Raw genomic sequence first — 17,478 nt, forward strand, 5'->3', positions numbered from 1 at the left:
TTTGAAACAAAAACGCGTAAGCACAAGCTTTATGAATGTAAAAAGTGCCGGTATCAAGCTACTGTCACTGTCGGAACTGTGATGGAAAAAACAAGAACTGACTTAATTAAATGGTTCTTAGCCATCTATATGATCGCTCATGATAAACGTGGTGTATCTGCGACAAGGCTTTCAGTAGAACTTGAAGTAACGTATAAAACCGCTTGGCTTATGCTTCATAAGATTCGCCAAGCAATGAGAAAACGTGATGCAAACTATACGCTAGCAGGAATCGTAGAGCTAGATGATGCCTTCTTTGGTGCGCCGTCCGAAGGCGGAAAGCGCGGGAGAGGCACAGACAAAACCAAGGTATTAGTAGGTTTATCCTTGAACAAACAAGGACATCCTCTTTTTCTAAAAATGAAGGTCGTCCCTAACATAAAGCGGGAAACCTTGATTGATTTTGCAGAGAACAACATCCAAAAAGGTTCAACAATTAGCAGCGATGCCTATCATTCGTACCGATCACTCAAAGGTGCTGGTTTTAAACATGAGTATCAAGTATTCAATGCCAAAGAAAGTCCAGACCATCTTCACTGGCTACACACTGTTCTTTCAAATGCTAAAGCATTTGTTGGTGGAACGTATCACGGACTTGACTCCAAGCATCTCCAATCCTACCTAGACGAATTTTGTTATCGATTTAATCGAAGAAAATTCAAAGGTGAATGGTTCCATCGTTTAGGGGCAACTCTGTGCATCAACAAAAACAGTTACCTATTCTGAGCTAGTGGGATAATCATTAAAAAATAAATAAATGAAAGGACATAACATATTTAATATGACTAATATGTTATGTCCTTTCTTGTTCAACTAACGCTCCCGATAGTTTAAGTGTAACACTTCACAAAATAATTGTTTCCTTTCGGGTTATAGTAAAACAAAAATAAAAAATGCCATCCTTTGCATAGTAAAGGATAGCTTAATAATTTTGACTAGAGTGTTTAAAATATTCTATAAAACACGTTTGTTTGTCATCGGAAAACGAGTAGTAGATAATAAATTTATCTATTAGAGCTTTATGACTTCCTTTCCATTCAGGTTTATCTGCTCTTGTACTTGTACCTAGTGTAATAATTTTATCTTCAATACGCTCTAACAAGTTTAATTTGTATTCAATGGTTTCACTATAAGAAAAATGCTTACTTTTAATATTTTCAAATGATTCCTTTGTGTTCTCCAACCAAATAAACCTCATATTATACTTGACCGACCCGTATCATTTCTCGCATTTCTTCCGAAGTATAATAATTACCTTCTTCTATATCCTTTTTAGCCTGTAACAATTTCCGCTTTAACTCTGGGTCTCTGTCAACATCTTCAGCTACAGTTGTTTCAGAGTCATCTTTATTATCAATCGCTACAATCTTATACTTTCGCCCGTTTAATTCAAAGGACTGGTCTTTATCTTGAAAAATATCTTCCAATACCTTTGCTGCCTGTGCATCCACTTTTTTCATACAATCGCCTCCTTACTTTCATTTTACCACTTTTTCAATGATTTCATAAATGACTTCTATACGTTCTGCCGGATCGACAACTCCTTGTTCAGCTCTCGCTCCCGTTAATTAAAAAGTGGAAACAACGGATAGAATAACAAGTTACCTACATAAATCACCATAAGGAATCCAATTAAAACTCCTAAACAAAGAAAAAGGATGCTGTGCATTTTGTTTTTTATCCAACCGAAAGAATATCCAATAGCCAAAGTTAAAGGTATAAAGGTCAAACCAACTGTCATTTGTCCAATCGAAAAACCTGCTAAAAAGCTAAAAATTAAATTCCAACGGCTGAAAACCAGTAAAATTGATACTTACCTCTGATAGCAAAAAATATTGACACTATTGCAATAAACAAGGATGAAAATGCGATTACAGAAAAAATTAGCATAATGCTCCCCCCTAATCCCAAATATTTTACATTCACCTCGATATTCCTTGTTGTACTAACCTGCCCGTTAGTTGAAGAAGGGAGAACGCTGTTCTCCTTTATAACTTTTTATAGACATCTGCATATGCTACTTTCAGTTGCTCTCTTAATTGCCTGTTTTCCTCTTCCAATTTTTTATTTTTTCTTTTTAGGGATGCAATGAGAGCATCTTTGTTGTTTTCGTTCATTTCTCGCTTTACTTGTTTAGGAGTAGGTACTTGTGGCTGTTGATTTCGTAATGTTTCAATTCTCGAACGGAAGTCCTTGTTGTTATACAGTGTTGCTTTTGATACATCAGCTTCACTGGATACACTGTTAAAGTTTATTTTTTCATTAGCCTTTATAAGCCTTTTAATGGCTTCATCTACCTTTTGATAGGTATTAGCTTTACGATTGACATGAATGGCTTTCAGGTGGGCAGAACGGTCATATTTAGCCATTCTTAGCACCTACTTTCCGTTTCATGCGTTCTTGTCTACTAAAGATAACATTTCCTTCTTGTAAGGTACTTAAGATGTTTTGATAGCGTAGAAGATTCTTTTCATTTTTCACTGCAATATCTTCTCGACCTCTTTGTTTCGCTATCTCAATAGCTTTTGTAGCTGTTTTGACATGAAGTTCATACTTTTGTTGATCTAACTCTGAAAAACCTACCGCTAAGTCTTTACAAGGGGTTTGATTATCACCACACGTAAGACAAGGAGGGGCTTCCATTATGAGGGCAACTTCCGTTCAAACGAGCGTGACACGTACCATAAGGGTTGTCCATCGCATTTAACTTATGGTCTTGCAATAAGGCATCTAATATGTCTGTTGGAATATCTTCTCCTACTTTAATTTCTTGCACTTCACCGTTTAAGTCAAAACTGAATACTCCTTGCTTTATGACTGACTCGAATGCCTTTCTCTTTGTATCATCCAATAACTTAGCATATCGCAAGGTCATTTCTGGAGAGGCGTGAGCCAATAACTCTTGTACTGTCAGAATACCTGCACCGCCATTCAACATTTTCACTCCATAAGTATGTCGAAACTGGTGTGTTGTGAAATGAAACAGGTTGCCATTCTCGTCAGAAATATTCTTTTGTTTAGCTAATTTATTTAACTGACCACTAATAAATCCTTGTGAAAACGGCATACCTTTCCTTATCCCTCGATAGCGAACAAAAATATACCCTTCGGGATTATTGTCTTTATTGCTTTGTTCCTTTGAATTCTCGATAAGAACCGCAATAATTCCTGCTAATTGTTCATCAATCGGGGTTCGGTGACCTTTTACATACACTTTTTCAATATCAGTTACAATTGAATATTGACCATTTAGTTTAATTAAGCAATCAGAAGTTAACTCTAATACATCTGATATTCTTAACCCTGTTTTAAAGGCAACCCATACAACAGACTGAGCATCTTTATGCAAGTAATCAATATAAGTAAAGAGTTGCTCTAATACATGGTCAGGAATATAGTCAATATCGTCAATTGGTTTTTTTCGCGGCTTCGGTCTATCATCAGGGAAAATTAACAACCGAGCGTGCTTTTCAGGAGCTATCTTATATTCGAAGCGTTGAATATCTTCTAAAAACTTTTGTAAGATTGATAAGGCTAATCCTACAAATTCTTCTGGGTTAGAGTCAGAACGCTTATTTAATTTTGTTAATTGAAGTAGAGATTCAATGTACTTCTCAATATGTGAACGTTTTAATAGTTTAATGTCATCCCATGATGATTCAATTGAAAAGATAAAGTTAAAAAACTTAGAAAAAAAATTCAAATAATTCCTTGCTGTTGACCATGAAAACTGGTTATTACTTGTAAGTCGTTGCTTAAAGTACCTCTTAACCCCTTCTCTTATTTTTACGTCAATTGAATTAAAATTCAAGTAATAATGACCAGATGTTCTGTTATATTTAATTCCATACTTATCGTGTAAATTGCGAACATCCCATTTGTCTTTCTGCCATTCTTCCCTTGTGTCAGTAAACTTAAAAAGTTCTAAGTAAATATTCCTAAAAAAAATCCCAATGAAAGTAAATAAAAGAGAAATGATTAGCTGATAATTCACCATATTGTTGCCATAAGCAGGGCATAACAACCATCTTTTCTTTTCCACTACATCACCCCCTATGACAATGGTATTGTTCGGAACACAAGGTTATTTCTTTTCAGATAATAGCTGAATTTTGAAGATATTTGTAATGCCTGTGCGGTCGGTTAAAAGTGTGATTGAAATCAAATCACCTTCTGACAAATCAGAAAGTCGGATAACAGCATCCTGCCGATATATACTCACTTCTCCCCATACCTCATATTGAAACTCACCTCTATAATTCTCATCATTGAGAGAAATACCTTCAACCAATATAGAGTTCTCGCCAACTTCTTTTACTTCTGCATAGAATGTCTGAATATCAGAATGTGACATCACCCATATATCTTCTTCGTAATCTTTATAGGCATTAACATATCCCGCAAAATAGCTAATCAATATGGCAATGAGTAAAACTATTATGGTCATAACAATTGCGACTACTGTATTTGGAGGAACCATTGAAGTACGTTTGCCCTCGGTTGCTCCTAAAGCCTTATTGATATGGCGTTTATAGACTTGAAAATAGACAATAATGGTAGCGACTAATATAATTAGAATTGCAAACAGTGCGAGAAAATAAATAGGAAAACCCATGTAATTGCCTCCTCTATATTCCGAAATATTCTTTAAAGATGTAGTAATAGCTTCTTGTTACATCAACACTTTTACCATTAGTCATTGTAAGGATGAACTTCGACGAAAGAGTAGGTGTAATTCGTTTAACCTTATTTCTAGCAATTACAACAGAGTTACTTATACGCAAAAAATCCGTTGGGTCAAGCAAACTGACAATTCGGTATAATCGGTCGGTAGCTTGATATAGTGCTTCTTGCGTTTGTACCTCAACTGCATGACCGAACGATTCGATACAAACAATATCCTCTACCGATAAAATGATCCGCGCATTTGTTCCTTTTTCTCTCACAGTCAGATTATCAATGAAGCTGTTGGTTTCGCTTAATACCAAGTCGGCAGTATCATCTATTTCAATTCCTCTTTTTTCGAGTGCGGATTTGACTTCATCATAACGCTCATTACTAATGTCAAGTTTGATTTTCAAATTGCAACCTCCTTTCGTTCATCGTGATACATAGCCATGTTTCAAAAGTAGTGTAACAATCAGATTTTCGTATTTCAATATAAGAGGAACACTTTACAGATATAGCCACATAGATTACACAACTAAGTTGTTATTAAATAAAAAAATGAATTCCTAAATAATTGGAAGCTCTATTTCGTATTATAATCTTCTTCAACTAAAGGCTATCCGTTTTTCAACAAGAACTTAGCATCGACTTAACTTAATTCTCCTATAAACCAGAGTTCTCCTGAATGGAGTGCATAACTTAAGAGAGCTGTCACAATTCACAACAGCACCATTCTGGAACCTCTAACTATTCTTTAGCAAAAAGTATTATCTATTTCAGAAATGCACCCTTTAAGTTTATTTTCTAAAGTAGTTAAACAAACTTAACATAAAAGGGACCCCATATCTAAATAATACCTAGGTCCCTTAGTTGCTTTTATTCATTTGTAGTTGTGACAAGTCAATAATATAACCTGACTTCATCAATAAATCTAATCCAAGTAAACCATTAATATCATCATATCCAAAATCATTAAAATCTAACTCCATCTCTTCTACAGTAAATTCACCAACTTGGATTTTGTCTACTCTTTTCCTAAAAGCGTGCTCTTTTCCACCGATTCCGTAATAGGTTACAATCCTATCCTCCAAATCCACTCCCAGACCAATTTCTTCCACAACATGCTGTGAAATAAGAGTTCTAGCTGCACCTGTATCAACTACCATATTTTCAATCACTATACTCTTTCCTTTGAAAGTCAAACTAATACCTACTAAAAGTAATCCATATTTATATTTGATTTTCATTGTAGTCAAATCTCCTCAGCCCAACGTCTTGGCGGATTTCAAGAACAATATCCTCGTGTATTGTATGATAGACTAATTCATCACCTTTTGATTTTAATAGTTCCTTGGTTGCCATTTCATCCGATACTGGTGAAATAACAGCCATGTCATCAATAACTTCTTGCCCATTCTTTATATGAGAAGATAACGATTTTAATTTTACAAATTGATTCGGATATAACTTTCTAACTTCGGACCATTTCACATTGAGCACCGCCTTTCTAATTACTATTATTATAACATCCGCTATCTAAATTTTGTATATGCGTCTTCCTCTATTCAATAGATAGTTGTAGAAGTGACAGCCCGGTTCTGCTATCGCTCCCTTTAGCTTTATATAAGAAGAATATAATGTATCCGTACCATTGGACACTAAAAAAACAATAAAATAAGATAAAGATAATGGTATGAGCAAAAAACGAAGAACTTACAAACCTGAAGAAAAAGCGAATATCGTTTTAGAAATATTAAGGGAAGAAAGTACAGTTAATGAGATTGCCCAAAGTACGGTGTAAGCCCCCAGTTAATTAGCAGATGGCAGACAGAGTTTTTGGACAATATGCCCGCGGTCTTTGACAAAAAAGCTTCGGAAACAGAAAAACTTAAACTAGAACATGAAACCGAAAAGGAGGAACTTATCAATCAAATTGGCCAACTTACGGTTGAGTTGAATTGGCTCAAAAAAAAACAACAACAGGCCTCGGATTGGAGGAAAAAAAGGAACTAATTGAGTTTGAAAATAGTAAGTTATCCATCAAACGTCAATGTGAATTGCTAGATTTGTCAAGGTCTACAGCTTATTATCCCATTCAAATTAAGCAACCGACTCAGGAAGAAATCGACATCAAAAATGCTATAGATCAAATACATTTTAATGAGCCAGCATATGGTTGTCGCAGAATCCAAAAGAATTTGGAAGGGCTTGGTTTTACTATTGGTCTAAAACTAACCCGCAGATACATGCAAGAAATGGATATCGTAGCTTTTTATCCTGGTCCAAACCTGAGTAAACGGGATTTAAAGGAACGAACTTATCCCTACCTCCTTCGGAATGTTAGCATCACTCGTAGGAATCAGGTTTGGGGGATTGATATTACGTATTGTGGTACACCATCAGGTTTTATGTATCTTGTGGCTATTATTGACTGGTATCTATGGAAAGCTTTTCATAGTGGTATTCCCGGTTTATAGTGGGATGGGCATTGAGCAATGTCATGAAGACTGATTTTATTATTCGGGCTATCAAGGGGGCGATCAGAGAGCATGGAAAGCCTGAAATCATAAATAGTGACCAAGGCAGTCAATTTACATCTAAAGATTACATTGACTGTATCAAAGGTTATGAGTCCATTAACATTAGTATGGATGGCAAAGGAAGAGCAAAGGATAACGCAAGGACAGAACGTTTTTTTCGTTCTTATAAATGGGAGAGGCTTTATCTACTCTATCCTGAAACAGTGCCTGAATTAAAACAGATGACAAGAGAATACATCGCTCATTACAATTGGCATAGGCCACATCAGGCATTGGATTATAACACGCCATCCAACATTCACTTTGCCGATTGATACGCTTGGCAAGGATTACTGAACCACAGCGTAGCTGCTTGCCCTTTTACCGTGTGCCACTTCTTAGTGAGCACTGGAAGGGGTCGGGGCCCCGCCAGTGGGAACTTAGAAAGTGATTGTCCGTGGTACGCTGTTGATGCGGATGGTTGCCGTAAAGGCATTTTTTTATCCATCCGCCGGCTGGGAACTACCACGGACACAAATGCGGTCAAGGGTGGTGGACTCAGGATAAACCACTAGATATCTAAGGTAAGGCAATCAAAACCCAAAATATAGAGGGGAGGTTTATCTTAAAAAATTGGATTTTGTGTCTTGACAAAGGGATACATTACACTTTACACTATGTTCTAAATTTAGACCCTTAAATTCGGAAGTTTGTCAGTTCCTTTCAAATGGAACATTCTCACCTTATCTAGTTTTTCAGCCATGCGGCATATCAGTTAGCATACCTTTTCCAATGGAATGGCTCTAGCCTTCCTTCTGCCGACTCTACCTGTGCTTCGAACCCCATGAACTGTCATTCATGACGCACGCAGGAGTATTGATGAGGTCGTTTCAGAAAACATGGTTTCATCATTCCAACCTTCGGTTGTAAAGTTGGAATCTATCAAATGAATTCCCTGCATTTCACGCTAAAAAGCGCTTATAGCAGAACTTGTCGCGCGCACCACTTAGTCTATCACTTCATATTTTTGTAATAAAGATTTACTGATAAAAAATAAACAATCGCTGAACCGAAAATAAATATTAAGAACTCCTTTAACTTTTTCGCTCCCATTATTAAATCTTCATTATAAAAAAATTGCATATTTTCATTTATAGAAATAGGAGTTGTAAAAACTGATAATATTAAAGCAAGAACAGTGAAAACACCATATATATTTAGCACTTTTTTTATAGTAATTTCCTTTTTTGTAACTATTTCAATATTTCGAGACGTTTGTGGATTTATTTCCAAACTGCTATTCCCCCCATTATTCAATGTTTAAATTACTATACGAATAAACACTAAGAAAGGTTTCTTAACTGCTGGGAGTTATTGAACAATACAGTCCCATAGTTCAAAAAAGAAACTCTAATCTCTTCTTGAATTAGAGCACCCGTTAATGCATTAAGGATTTTTTATGGTAAAGCCAACAAGTAAAATATATACAAAAATAGAAACAGGTGCAGTACGAAAAATATTGCCCTTAAGATTAAAGGTGATATATTAAAAGACTCAGCAATCCCTCCACATACCCCAAAAATCATCCTATCAGTAGTTGACTTTTGTAACATTTAAATTCCCCCTTAAGTCTAACCTGTACTTTCAATCTATATTTAAATTATATACGAAATAGTCTGACAAAATCACTTGTTGTAGAAATGCTCCAGTTAGCGGCAGAAAGCCTTTTTTCATCATTATCCCGTATCAAGAAACACAAAGTCCATCCCCGTGTATCTAGTTAATAAGTTTTACTTATAATTTATTATAAAAATATAAAATTATCCTTATGCTAAATTTTGTAATATGATAATAGTGAAAAATGAATCAAGCAAGTAAACGAAGGAGGGAAAACCATGGAAATTAAACAAAATGTTAAAGATCAGTTTGGTCGTAGCGCTAATTATTATGTGAATAGTGACCTACATCGTAAAGGTGGAGATTTGAAAAGGTTGGTAGAAATGGCTAATACAAATGGAAAGGAAGTTGTCCTTGACGTAGCTACAGGTGGTGGTCATACAGCAAATGCGTTCGCTCCTCTTGTCAAAAAGGTAACGGCTCTAGATTTGACACCGGAAATGTTAAAAGCGGCTAAAGGTTTCATACAAGAAAACGGACATAATAACGTAGAATTTGTTGAAGGTGATGCTGAAAACATGCCCTTCCCTGACGAATCTTTTGATATAGTAACTTGTCGTATAGCCCCACATCATTTCCCAAACATCAAAAATTTTATTAGTGAAGCTTATCGTGTTCTAAAACCAGGTGGCCAATTCTTATTGGATGATAACGTTGCTCCTGAGGACGCAGAATTCGATCAATTCTATAATACAATCGAAAAAATGAGAGACTATAGCCACTTTCGAGCATGGAAAAAGACTGAGTGGCTCCATATGCTAGAATTAAACGGATTTGAAACACTAGAATTATATCGTTTCGAAAAATGCTTTGAATTTGAAAATTGGTGTGACCGCATGCATTTATCAGATACAGAAAAAGATCCTTTAAACAAATTTATGCTAAGGACATCTGATAAGGTAAAACACAAATTTCATATCAAATTTAATAATACTAAAATCGAATCATTTATTGGCGAGGCTATTATGTTAAAGGCTATAAAAAGTTGAAGTTAGTGTACGATTACCAGTTAGCGGAAGATAGAAAAACAATTTACTAGAAACCTGCCTACTCTAATAGCACTATTGCTGCAGTTGATACAGTACTTCGAAAATAAAAAAATAAAATAAGTTATTTACGGATACTAGCTTTTCAAGGCTTTGCAGAGCTTCAACTGGTCATCTAGGCTGGGTCATGAAACCTAGTCCCGTAAACAACATAAATATACAATATGTGAGGAAAAAGTCACTGGTTTGTTTTATTGTGGGATCAAAGAAGTTAGTTAAGTCTATGATTAATTACGAATTTGAATAAAAAGTCTTAATTGTGAGGTTTAATGATTTTTCAGCTTATAAATTTGTCTTGAATGCTCTGAAATCATTTGATCATAGTATTCAAGGTCATGTTTTGTTGCCATGGAGTTTTTGATTTCTTTAACTTCGATTACGACTGAATCTACCTTTGTTTCAAGAGAGGCCATTCTTTCGTTTGTTTCGCTAATTTTTACATTTGTAGCTGCTACGGTATTAATTAATTGATGTAATAAATCACCTTGTCTTTTTTGTTCATCTGTTAGCCTTTCATCCATCATGTTTACCTTACGATCAAGGTTGTTTACCTTTTGATCAAGACTGTCTACCTTTTTATCAAGGCTGTTTACCTTTTGATCAAGACTGTTTACCTTTTGATCAAGGCTGTTTACCTTTTGATCAAGACTGTTTACCTTTTGATCCACCATGTCTATTTTTTGATCTAATGAATCTAGTTTGTCCATAATCTTGTTCAATGTTTTTTCCATCTATTCTCACCTCCTTCATTTTATTATTAATTATTATAGCAGATTTATGTAGAGAATTGTCGATAGAATAGGTGCGAAGAGACTTATTTGGAGAAATTGGTCTGGCTTTAGTCGGTTGGCTGCTTAGCCGATATTATCCCAGAGAGAACATTATTGAAACCTTTCTATGACAGCAGGTACTTTTTTACTAGTAGCTATTCTGTTTCAAGCACCACTTCTAACAATGCGATTTCGATTTTCTCTTTAGTCTGTTCGATTGGAATTATTACAACTTCTTCCTTCGATTTGGCCCTAGAGTCGCAGGGATATATTACTGGAAGTGCATCTGCACTAATGGGTGTATTACGATTTGTTCTAGGCTCGATCACTTCACCACTTGTTGCCGTTGCGGGAGAATATTCAGCCATTCCAATGGGAGTAGTCATCTTATCAGCAAGCTTACTAGCTATGCTGGCCTACTTCGGGCTGGTTCGAAGAGCATCATTACAAGTACAGACGGCAAAATAGTAATCTAGTTCATATCTAATCAAACACCTCTTATGTTGTACCGCTAACGCTGTATGACATAGGAGATGTTTTTATAATCCTACTTTCCCTATTAAAATAGCCGATCATTTTCAAGGTATACTAACACACATTTTTGGCTGATATAGACAGAAGTTGTCCCCCCATTTTCTTAATTGCATATACTATAGTATCACTCTGTAAAGGAGGTTTTATCGTGGAATACCTTTTATATACAGTTGTTGAAGGTGATACGTTATGGGGGATTGCTAAACATCATGGCGTAACTGTCAATAGAATAAAAGAGTTAAAAAATTTGACATCAGGTTGACCAAGTCATTCCTTATCTTAAATCACAAGGGTATGAATTAGTAACAGTTGGCAAAATTTTATCATAATAGGAGAAATATGGTGACGGTGTTGGTGTTTCTACTTCTATCACTCTTTCGATAAAAAGGAGAAAGTAGCTCAGTCCATGAGATGTGGTCTACTTTCCTAACGGGGTTAATTGTGCCAAAAAAGGTCCTAAGTTTTTTTAGGACACCCTTAAGGAAGAGGTAAATAGTAAAAGCCAGAGTATTTGACCTCTGGCTTTTATTGTCCTCAATTTTATTATGATGTTAGTCTAGATATCCCACAAATGAATCTAACACCTTACATATTTCCGTTTAAAACCTAGCTGCCCTCTATCGATACCTTTTTGAATCGTTTCAGACGCAAGTAGGATACTACTTTTTTTATTATCCCGTTTGAGTTCAACAGGTCCAACTGCCTCTGCAGTTTCAACCGCCTTGTCATGTAGAGGCACGTAGGAAATCCCCACTGTGTAGACAAAATTGTTCATAGAGGATTTCGTCCGTACTGGCGAATCATGAATCGTCTTTTCCACCTGATCAAGCATACTAGCAATCTTACTTGGATCAAATTCACCGTCTTTACGATTCCCCAACAGCCAACAGTAACAGCTCCAGCCTGCTGACATTATAAGTTCTTCACCACTAGCAATCCATTTATCGGCAACAACTTGAGCAATATCGGCTTCTGACAAAGTTACAGCAACCACATAATCTGACAACATATAAAAATACGCCCCATCGATCCAACGATCAAAATCAGCCTCAGTCATTGCCATTGGGTCTGCAATGATACCAGCAAAATACATGGCATCATAGTTTCCGGTAGCGTAAAGCTGTTCAGCTAAAGGCTGATTTTTCTTTATTTTCTTTGCAAGCGGCTTCATTGCTCCTGTAGCCACGCCAAAAAGGGGCTCATGTGCTCCATTACTTATGTAAGTCTTTTTTGTTCGTTCCTTTCCGAGCGCTTCCAATTCCTGCATAACTGTTTCAAAATCCAAAGGTTTGCACTCCCTTCCCTTATGTACTTCCTATCCATTGTAACCATCCATTAGATTCTTTATCAAGGGAATATTGGTAAGGATGTACTGCGACTCTCTTCTATTTAATGCTAGAAAAGAAAGGTTTCATTTATATTGTGAGGATTACGAACCGACCATATTATTCCTGAAAGCACTGCATGATTTCTATCCATTGCCCACCTAATCTAGATTTCAACTCTTCATGGTTTAGCAATCCTATTTTCATATACTACCTTCTATCTCTTAAAATAGTTCTACTAGTATACTATCCTAACCTGAACTTATCAGTGTATGATGAAAATAGCAAAAAGTGTTAAGAAAGGTAAATTATGTACTGTTATAGTGGGTATAGGGAGGGGAAGAACAGCTAATGGATTATATAGCTTGTATTGGTCGAACGCTAGATTTCATTGAAGAAAACCTGCAGGAAACAATTACACTTGAATCACTTGCAGACATTGCATGCTTCTCTCCTTATCATTTTCATAGAGTATTCCAAGCCCTCGTCGGAGAATCCGTCATGGAGTATGTCAGAAAAAGACGGCTTACACGAGCTGCCGAACTACTTTACTATTCGGATGATAAGGTGATCGATATTGCAATGGAGGTTGGTTTTCAATACCACGAGTCATTTAACCGGGCTTTTAAAAAGTGTTATGGCGTTTCTCCTAATCAGTATCGAACGGCAAATGCACTATCTGGTCCGTTACTTGGAAAAGCCTTCCTCAAGAAATTAATTGTTCAAGGAGGACTAATAATGGAACCAAAATTAATCACGAAGCCTTCGTTTCAGATCATTGGGTATGAATTGAAAACAATAAACATTGACGGACAAAACAATAAAGACATTCCTGAATTTTGGCAAGTGTACCTGCAGAAGAAATTATATGAGAACATTCCAAATCCTATAAACTGCAAAGAGGAGTTAGGAATCTGCACGGAATTCTCCCCAGAAACAGGTAAGTTTGTGTATGTCATTGGAATGGAGGTACCAGAAGGAACTTCGGCACCTGAAGGATTAGCGTACCGAACCTTTCCAGAGATGGAATATGTAGTGTTTTCAACGCCGGAGTCAGATGATTCCACATTTAGCACGTCCATTCAATCCACCTGGAATTATATATTCACAGAATGGTTCCCAGAGTCAGGCTATGAACATGCAGGGGTCCTAGATTTTGAGCTTTATGATGAAAGATGCCACAGGACGGATAAAAAAGTTATCGATATTTATATACCGGTGAAAAAACAGACTGTGTAAGCATAAAAAAAGGATGGTTCATTGCTTCATTATAACAGCATGTGAACCATCCTTTTTTAAAAGATAAGAAAGTATAAAAGTTTGTACCTAGTTTTAGTGTCTAGCTCCGGGCGCCATCGGCTCGAGGTCATAAGCCAATCCCTTCCCGAAGGCAAAAAACGCCTTCAGTCAGGGCTCGTCTTATGCTTGTCGCCGAAAGGCGGGCGCCCTGCGCTTTTCTTATGAAATAGTAAGAATATGGATAGGATTCGGACTACACCCTAATACATCTCCCTCAACAACCGCTTCGCCCGAAACATCCTTGATTTGATTGTTGAAAGGTTTATATTCAAATGATGTTCGATTTCTTTCAAAGTTTGGTTCTTAAAGTAATAGAGCGTTAGGACCTCTTGGTATTTTGAAGGAAGAAGTCTTAATTTGTTTAAGAGTTCTTCCTGGTCACTACGATTCAACAACTCTGATTCAGGTGTACAAACTTCTTTATCAGTAAAAAATTCGATATGTTCATCCGGAAAATCCGGTCTGCGATACACTTTTCGTAAATAATCTATACAATGATTGGTAGCAATACGATACATCCAAGAATAAAAGGAGCAATTACCGTTAAACTTTTTTCGAGCTAAATAGCATTTAATAAGAATTTCATGGGTAAGGTCTTCCGCTACATAGTTATCTTTGACATAAGAAAGTGCAAGGCAATAAACTTTCTTTTTATATTCCGTATAAAGCTCATTTACATTAGTTTCATTCATACTTTGGTCATCTTTGACTAGAGAATTGGCTATATTTAATTTTGTTTTCAAAATACCCCTCCTCTTTTATAGAAAAAGAGATTATGCAACCCTGTCCAAGGAAAATTCTTCTTACGTTTCAACGACTCTAAAAAACAGGAAGGAATCTACAGTTTATCTATCTACTATTTCACAAATAGTTCATACAGATATAATTCGAATTTTCCCTGTTCTCTCAATGAAACGACTTGACCGCTAAAAAGGTTTTCACCTGTTGTCAAGTCTGTGACGATTACATCCGCATTTACGTTTGAATTCATTTGTGAGGTAATAGCATAGAGTTTACCATCTTTAACGTTTATTACCGGATTGTGTACATTACCTTCTTCACTTGACAGTTGGATACGAAAGGCTTTAGTAGCTTGATTGTCTCTTAGACTAAATGGAGTTACTACGAGCTCTTGCCCATCTATTTTCGTAAAATAAAGAGTAGAACCATCATAGAAGCTAAGTTGGTTCTCATTCATTTTTAAATCTGATACATTCAGACTTTCTTTTTCTTTTGTTGCTAGGTTATAGGATATGATTTCCTTGTTGTACTCTTCTACCCTAGCAGATTCCTTCTCTTCAATAATTTTTTCTACTGTTATTTCAAAAATTAGGTGTTTATTCGCTTTTGTAGGGCTTGATTCAATTAATCGTACGTTGGTGTAGGTATTACCTTGCTCCTGAGGAACTTCAACAATTGATTCTTGGTTGCTTATTTTTTGATTTTCTATATCAATTGTATAAATATAGTTCGCATTAAAGGAGTTATCATTATTTCTCAACATGTTTCTGGTGATAAGGTACAATTCACCATCAATCATTTGTACATCTTCTACAAAAATATTATCTAATTCTCTTGCTTTTGGGACTTCAACCGAGAAAGAGTTGGTCGTATCATCCTTTTTATTTAATATGGATATCGTAAATGTAAAATCACGGGATCTTAACGAACCCATATCATCATTTAACTCTGCATAAGCAAGAACCTCATTGTTTTCAAAATAGGACTCAGCCCATATATTTTTGCCTCGCATGAAGGTACGATATTCTTCATGTAACTCTTTTATCACAGTTGGATAATTTCCTATTACTTGATCTAGAAATGAACGACTGTTGTAGACAGACCCTTCAGCGTTAATTTTTACGTTCGAACTTACATAGTTCATTGAGGACATATCTGTATAAGATCCCTCCAACACCAACGGCTCTATCTCTTTGGGATCACCGCTTAGTGTTTGAATCATAAATACAGGCAAGTTTTCAGCTGACCTCGCAGAATTCACATAGAACGTTCCTATACTAAGCATAATTAGAACGATGATTGCAGTGGTTTTCCAATACTTTCTCATGTTACACACCCCTTAAACGGTAATCTTTTTCGTTAATAAAAATCTACTCATCCAAATAGAAGCCGCGAATACAATCACACCCATCAAGATGACAAGTACAAACAATTCAATTGGATAGAAAAAACCATTAAGAACAAACTCGTGTAATAGAATTGGCAGAATCAAAACTACGATAGCGGCACCGCTATACAGTACACCAGCAACAATCCCTTTCCACCTAAAACTTCTTTCAAATAAAATCGCAGTGAATAGAACGGATACAACCATTAATCCTGCTCCATAAAATAGGATAAGTTCCACAAAACTACTTGGAATAATAATCGATAATTCAGGCATACTGATCAACACTTGATGGACACCCATGTCGCTCCTGAACTCATCCGGAACCATCGCTTTCATTACCCACATCTCAATTGGTAGTAGGATGAGTTGAATGGCAACTAAACCAACTGTTAGGATAAGGATTGTCGTAATCTTTGCATAAAAGATATTCAATCTTGTTGTTGGTAGCATTAATAATCGGTAAATAAATGTGTTTTTTCCAAACCAATCACGATACCAAATCAGGAAGATGTAGAATGCAACACCAGCCACGCATATCGCGATTGGACCCAGGAACCAGACGCTTCTTACGACTTGTAAAAAACTCATTTGACCGAAAGATTCCAGAAACTGAACCTTCGTCATCATCTGTTGATACATTTCTTCATTCGCTATTTTTAAATATTTTCTTGATTCTATAATCACACCTATCATTTGCATAACAAATGTAATACCAAGTAAGACTGCAAATAGTTTGGCAACACGGTTAAATTCAAAATTCACTAACTTCAGGTAATTTTTCATCTCTGATACACCTCTCTCATCACATCAATGACAGACTTCCCTTCGTTTTCACGTGCATCTTCGGCACTAAACTCTTTTGTCACCAATCCGTCATCGAGTAGAACAACCTTATCTAGTAAATGTTCAATATCTCCTATTTCATGTGTCGTAATGATTACCCCTCGATTTTCAATCAAGTGACTCGTGAATACATTGGCAATTTCCTCACGACTGAACATGTCAATTCCAGAGAACGGCTCATCCATTAATACATAATCCACGTCAAGTGCTAGACCAAGTAAGAGATTAACCTTTGCCTTATTTCCTTTCGATAAGGAAGAAATTCGGTCGCTTTGATTTAATCTGAAAAAACCAAGTAATTCATTGGCACGCTCCTGATTCCAACACATATAAAAGTCCTTCATAAACTCCATCGACTCTGCAATCGTCATGTGTGGAAGCATCGTTATCGTATCAGGAATAAAGGTAATTTTTTCGAACGATTGCGTATGTAGTGGTTCCCCATCGATTAAAATTTGACCTTTACTAATAGGGGTAAGTGCCATAATCGCATTTAAAATGGTTGTCTTCCCAACTCCATTTATTCCAATTAAGCAAGTGATTTCACCCTTATTCGCCGTAAAAGATACACCTTTTAAAATTTTCTTACGTCCGTATTTCTTTTCAACACCTTTTACTTCAATCATC

At 36.1% G+C, this 17,478-nt stretch carries 19 protein-coding genes and 3 pseudogenes; 6 read left to right on the forward strand and 16 right to left on the reverse strand.

All coding sequences use genetic code 11. From position 1 onward, the window contains the following. Positions 1-778 (forward strand): annotated as a pseudogene (locus PY093_RS17305) (IS1595 family transposase); the annotation flags it as partial. A 183-nt stretch (positions 779-961) separates the two neighbouring features. Here PY093_RS17305 and PY093_RS17310 read toward each other — a convergent pair. The 8 genes and pseudogenes from PY093_RS17310 to PY093_RS17345 form a co-directional block, all read right to left on the reverse strand. Next, on the reverse strand, positions 962-1,222 hold the full coding sequence (locus PY093_RS17310) for a hypothetical protein (protein WP_275647070.1): 261 nt from the start codon (positions 1,220-1,222) through the stop codon (positions 962-964). Between the two features lie 16 nt (positions 1,223-1,238). Continuing rightward, positions 1,239-1,499, reverse strand: coding sequence for a hypothetical protein (locus tag PY093_RS17315; protein ID WP_275647071.1), 261 nt, complete (start codon positions 1,497-1,499; stop codon positions 1,239-1,241). Between the two features lie 528 nt (positions 1,500-2,027). Further along, a complete protein-coding gene (locus PY093_RS17320) occupies positions 2,028-2,408 on the reverse strand; it encodes a DUF6262 family protein (protein ID WP_275647072.1) in 381 nt (126 codons plus the stop codon). Then, positions 2,401-3,985 (reverse strand): annotated as a pseudogene (locus PY093_RS17325) (tyrosine-type recombinase/integrase); the annotation flags it as partial. The pseudogene PY093_RS17325 and the gene PY093_RS17320, both read right to left, overlap by 8 nt. 138 nt (positions 3,986-4,123) lie before the next feature. Then, positions 4,124-4,654, reverse strand: a complete 531-nt coding sequence (locus PY093_RS17330; RefSeq protein ID WP_275647073.1) for a hypothetical protein — start codon at positions 4,652-4,654, stop codon at positions 4,124-4,126. Between the two features lie 13 nt (positions 4,655-4,667). After that, the gene (locus tag PY093_RS17335) at positions 4,668-5,120 is read right to left on the reverse strand and encodes a LytTR family DNA-binding domain-containing protein (protein ID WP_275647074.1); all 453 of its coding nucleotides are present in this window, start codon (positions 5,118-5,120) and stop codon (positions 4,668-4,670) included. Between the two features lie 453 nt (positions 5,121-5,573). Next, entirely contained in the window at positions 5,574-5,954 is a 381-nt protein-coding gene (locus PY093_RS17340) for a retropepsin-like aspartic protease (RefSeq protein ID WP_275647106.1), read from the reverse strand. Continuing rightward, positions 5,938-6,198 carry a hypothetical protein gene (locus PY093_RS17345; RefSeq protein ID WP_275647075.1) on the reverse strand — a complete coding sequence of 87 codons (261 nt, stop codon included), beginning with the start codon at positions 6,196-6,198 and terminating at the stop codon, positions 5,938-5,940. Before PY093_RS17345 ends, PY093_RS17340 begins: the two co-directional genes overlap by 17 nt. 202 nt (positions 6,199-6,400) lie before the next feature. Between PY093_RS17345 and PY093_RS17350 the strand changes: the two are divergent. Further along, positions 6,401-7,561: pseudogene (locus tag PY093_RS17350) on the forward strand (IS3 family transposase). Between the two features lie 679 nt (positions 7,562-8,240). Here the strand turns inward: PY093_RS17350 and PY093_RS17355 are convergent. Beyond that, positions 8,241-8,519, reverse strand: a complete 279-nt coding sequence (locus PY093_RS17355; protein WP_275647076.1) for a hypothetical protein — start codon at positions 8,517-8,519, stop codon at positions 8,241-8,243. 164 nt (positions 8,520-8,683) lie between these two features. Further along, on the reverse strand, positions 8,684-8,839 hold the full coding sequence (locus PY093_RS17360) for a PspC domain-containing protein (protein WP_345774248.1): 156 nt from the start codon (positions 8,837-8,839) through the stop codon (positions 8,684-8,686). A gap of 282 nt (positions 8,840-9,121) precedes the next feature. Here PY093_RS17360 and PY093_RS17365 point away from each other — a divergent pair, with 282 nt between their 5' ends. Further along, entirely contained in the window at positions 9,122-9,892 is a 771-nt protein-coding gene (locus PY093_RS17365) for a class I SAM-dependent methyltransferase (RefSeq protein ID WP_275647077.1), read from the forward strand. 323 nt (positions 9,893-10,215) lie between these two features. Here the strand turns inward: PY093_RS17365 and PY093_RS17370 are convergent, their stop codons facing one another. Continuing rightward, a complete protein-coding gene (locus PY093_RS17370) occupies positions 10,216-10,680 on the reverse strand; it encodes a coiled-coil domain-containing protein (protein ID WP_275647078.1) in 465 nt (154 codons plus the stop codon). A 153-nt stretch (positions 10,681-10,833) separates the two neighbouring features. On the opposite strand from PY093_RS17370, the gene PY093_RS17375 reads away from it, so the two are divergent. Both PY093_RS17375 and PY093_RS17380 read left to right on the forward strand, forming a co-directional pair. Further along, positions 10,834-11,187, forward strand: coding sequence for an MFS transporter (locus PY093_RS17375; RefSeq protein WP_275647079.1), 354 nt, complete (start codon positions 10,834-10,836; stop codon positions 11,185-11,187). 214 nt (positions 11,188-11,401) lie between these two features. After that, a complete protein-coding gene (locus PY093_RS17380; protein WP_275647080.1) occupies positions 11,402-11,515 on the forward strand; it encodes a LysM peptidoglycan-binding domain-containing protein in 114 nt (37 codons plus the stop codon). Between the two features lie 315 nt (positions 11,516-11,830). Here the strand turns inward: PY093_RS17380 and PY093_RS17385 are convergent, their stop codons facing one another. Next, a complete protein-coding gene (locus PY093_RS17385; protein ID WP_275647081.1) occupies positions 11,831-12,538 on the reverse strand; it encodes a DNA alkylation repair protein in 708 nt (235 codons plus the stop codon). A gap of 391 nt (positions 12,539-12,929) precedes the next feature. Here PY093_RS17385 and PY093_RS17390 point away from each other — a divergent pair, with 391 nt between their 5' ends. Beyond that, positions 12,930-13,817 carry an AraC family transcriptional regulator gene (locus PY093_RS17390; protein ID WP_275647082.1) on the forward strand — a complete coding sequence of 296 codons (888 nt, stop codon included), beginning with the start codon at positions 12,930-12,932 and terminating at the stop codon, positions 13,815-13,817. A gap of 260 nt (positions 13,818-14,077) precedes the next feature. On the opposite strand, the gene PY093_RS17395 is transcribed toward PY093_RS17390, so the two are convergent. The 4 genes from PY093_RS17395 to PY093_RS17410 form a co-directional block, all read right to left on the reverse strand. Continuing rightward, positions 14,078-14,620, reverse strand: coding sequence for an RNA polymerase sigma factor (locus PY093_RS17395; RefSeq protein WP_275647083.1), 543 nt, complete (start codon positions 14,618-14,620; stop codon positions 14,078-14,080). 113 nt (positions 14,621-14,733) lie between these two features. Then, positions 14,734-15,945, reverse strand: coding sequence for a hypothetical protein (locus PY093_RS17400; protein ID WP_275647084.1), 1,212 nt, complete (start codon positions 15,943-15,945; stop codon positions 14,734-14,736). 12 nt (positions 15,946-15,957) lie between these two features. Next, entirely contained in the window at positions 15,958-16,791 is an 834-nt protein-coding gene (locus PY093_RS17405; protein WP_275647085.1) for a hypothetical protein, read from the reverse strand. After that, complete coding sequence (locus PY093_RS17410; protein ID WP_275647086.1) at positions 16,788-17,477, reverse strand: ABC transporter ATP-binding protein; 690 nt, start codon at positions 17,475-17,477, stop codon at positions 16,788-16,790. Before PY093_RS17410 ends, PY093_RS17405 begins: the two co-directional genes overlap by 4 nt. Position 17,478 lies beyond the last annotated feature (1 nt).

Origin of the sequence: Cytobacillus sp. S13-E01, assembly GCF_029193815.1 — a bacterium.
Taxonomy (GTDB): domain Bacteria; phylum Bacillota; class Bacilli; order Bacillales; family Bacillaceae_L; genus Bacillus_BV.

Excerpts from the sequence above, each read along its gene's own strand:
- PY093_RS17315 (WP_275647071.1), bottom strand. The coding sequence starts at position 1,499 with ATGAAAAAAGTGGATGCACAGGCAGCAAAGGTATTGGAAGATATTTTT.
- PY093_RS17390 (WP_275647082.1), top strand. The coding sequence starts at position 12,930 with ATGGATTATATAGCTTGTATTGGTCGAACGCTAGATTTCATTGAAGAA.
- PY093_RS17410 (WP_275647086.1), bottom strand. The coding sequence starts at position 17,477 with ATGATTGAAGTAAAAGGTGTTGAAAAGAAATACGGACGTAAGAAAATT.
- PY093_RS17400 (WP_275647084.1), bottom strand. The coding sequence starts at position 15,945 with ATGAGAAAGTATTGGAAAACCACTGCAATCATCGTTCTAATTATGCTT.
- PY093_RS17320 (WP_275647072.1), bottom strand. The coding sequence starts at position 2,408 with ATGGCTAAATATGACCGTTCTGCCCACCTGAAAGCCATTCATGTCAAT.
- PY093_RS17360 (WP_345774248.1), bottom strand. The coding sequence starts at position 8,839 with ATGTTACAAAAGTCAACTACTGATAGGATGATTTTTGGGGTATGTGGA.
- PY093_RS17365 (WP_275647077.1), top strand. The coding sequence starts at position 9,122 with ATGGAAATTAAACAAAATGTTAAAGATCAGTTTGGTCGTAGCGCTAAT.
- PY093_RS17405 (WP_275647085.1), bottom strand. The coding sequence starts at position 16,791 with ATGAAAAATTACCTGAAGTTAGTGAATTTTGAATTTAACCGTGTTGCC.
- PY093_RS17370 (WP_275647078.1), bottom strand. The coding sequence starts at position 10,680 with ATGGAAAAAACATTGAACAAGATTATGGACAAACTAGATTCATTAGAT.
- PY093_RS17340 (WP_275647106.1), bottom strand. The coding sequence starts at position 5,954 with ATGAAAATCAAATATAAATATGGATTACTTTTAGTAGGTATTAGTTTG.
- PY093_RS17330 (WP_275647073.1), bottom strand. The coding sequence starts at position 4,654 with ATGGGTTTTCCTATTTATTTTCTCGCACTGTTTGCAATTCTAATTATA.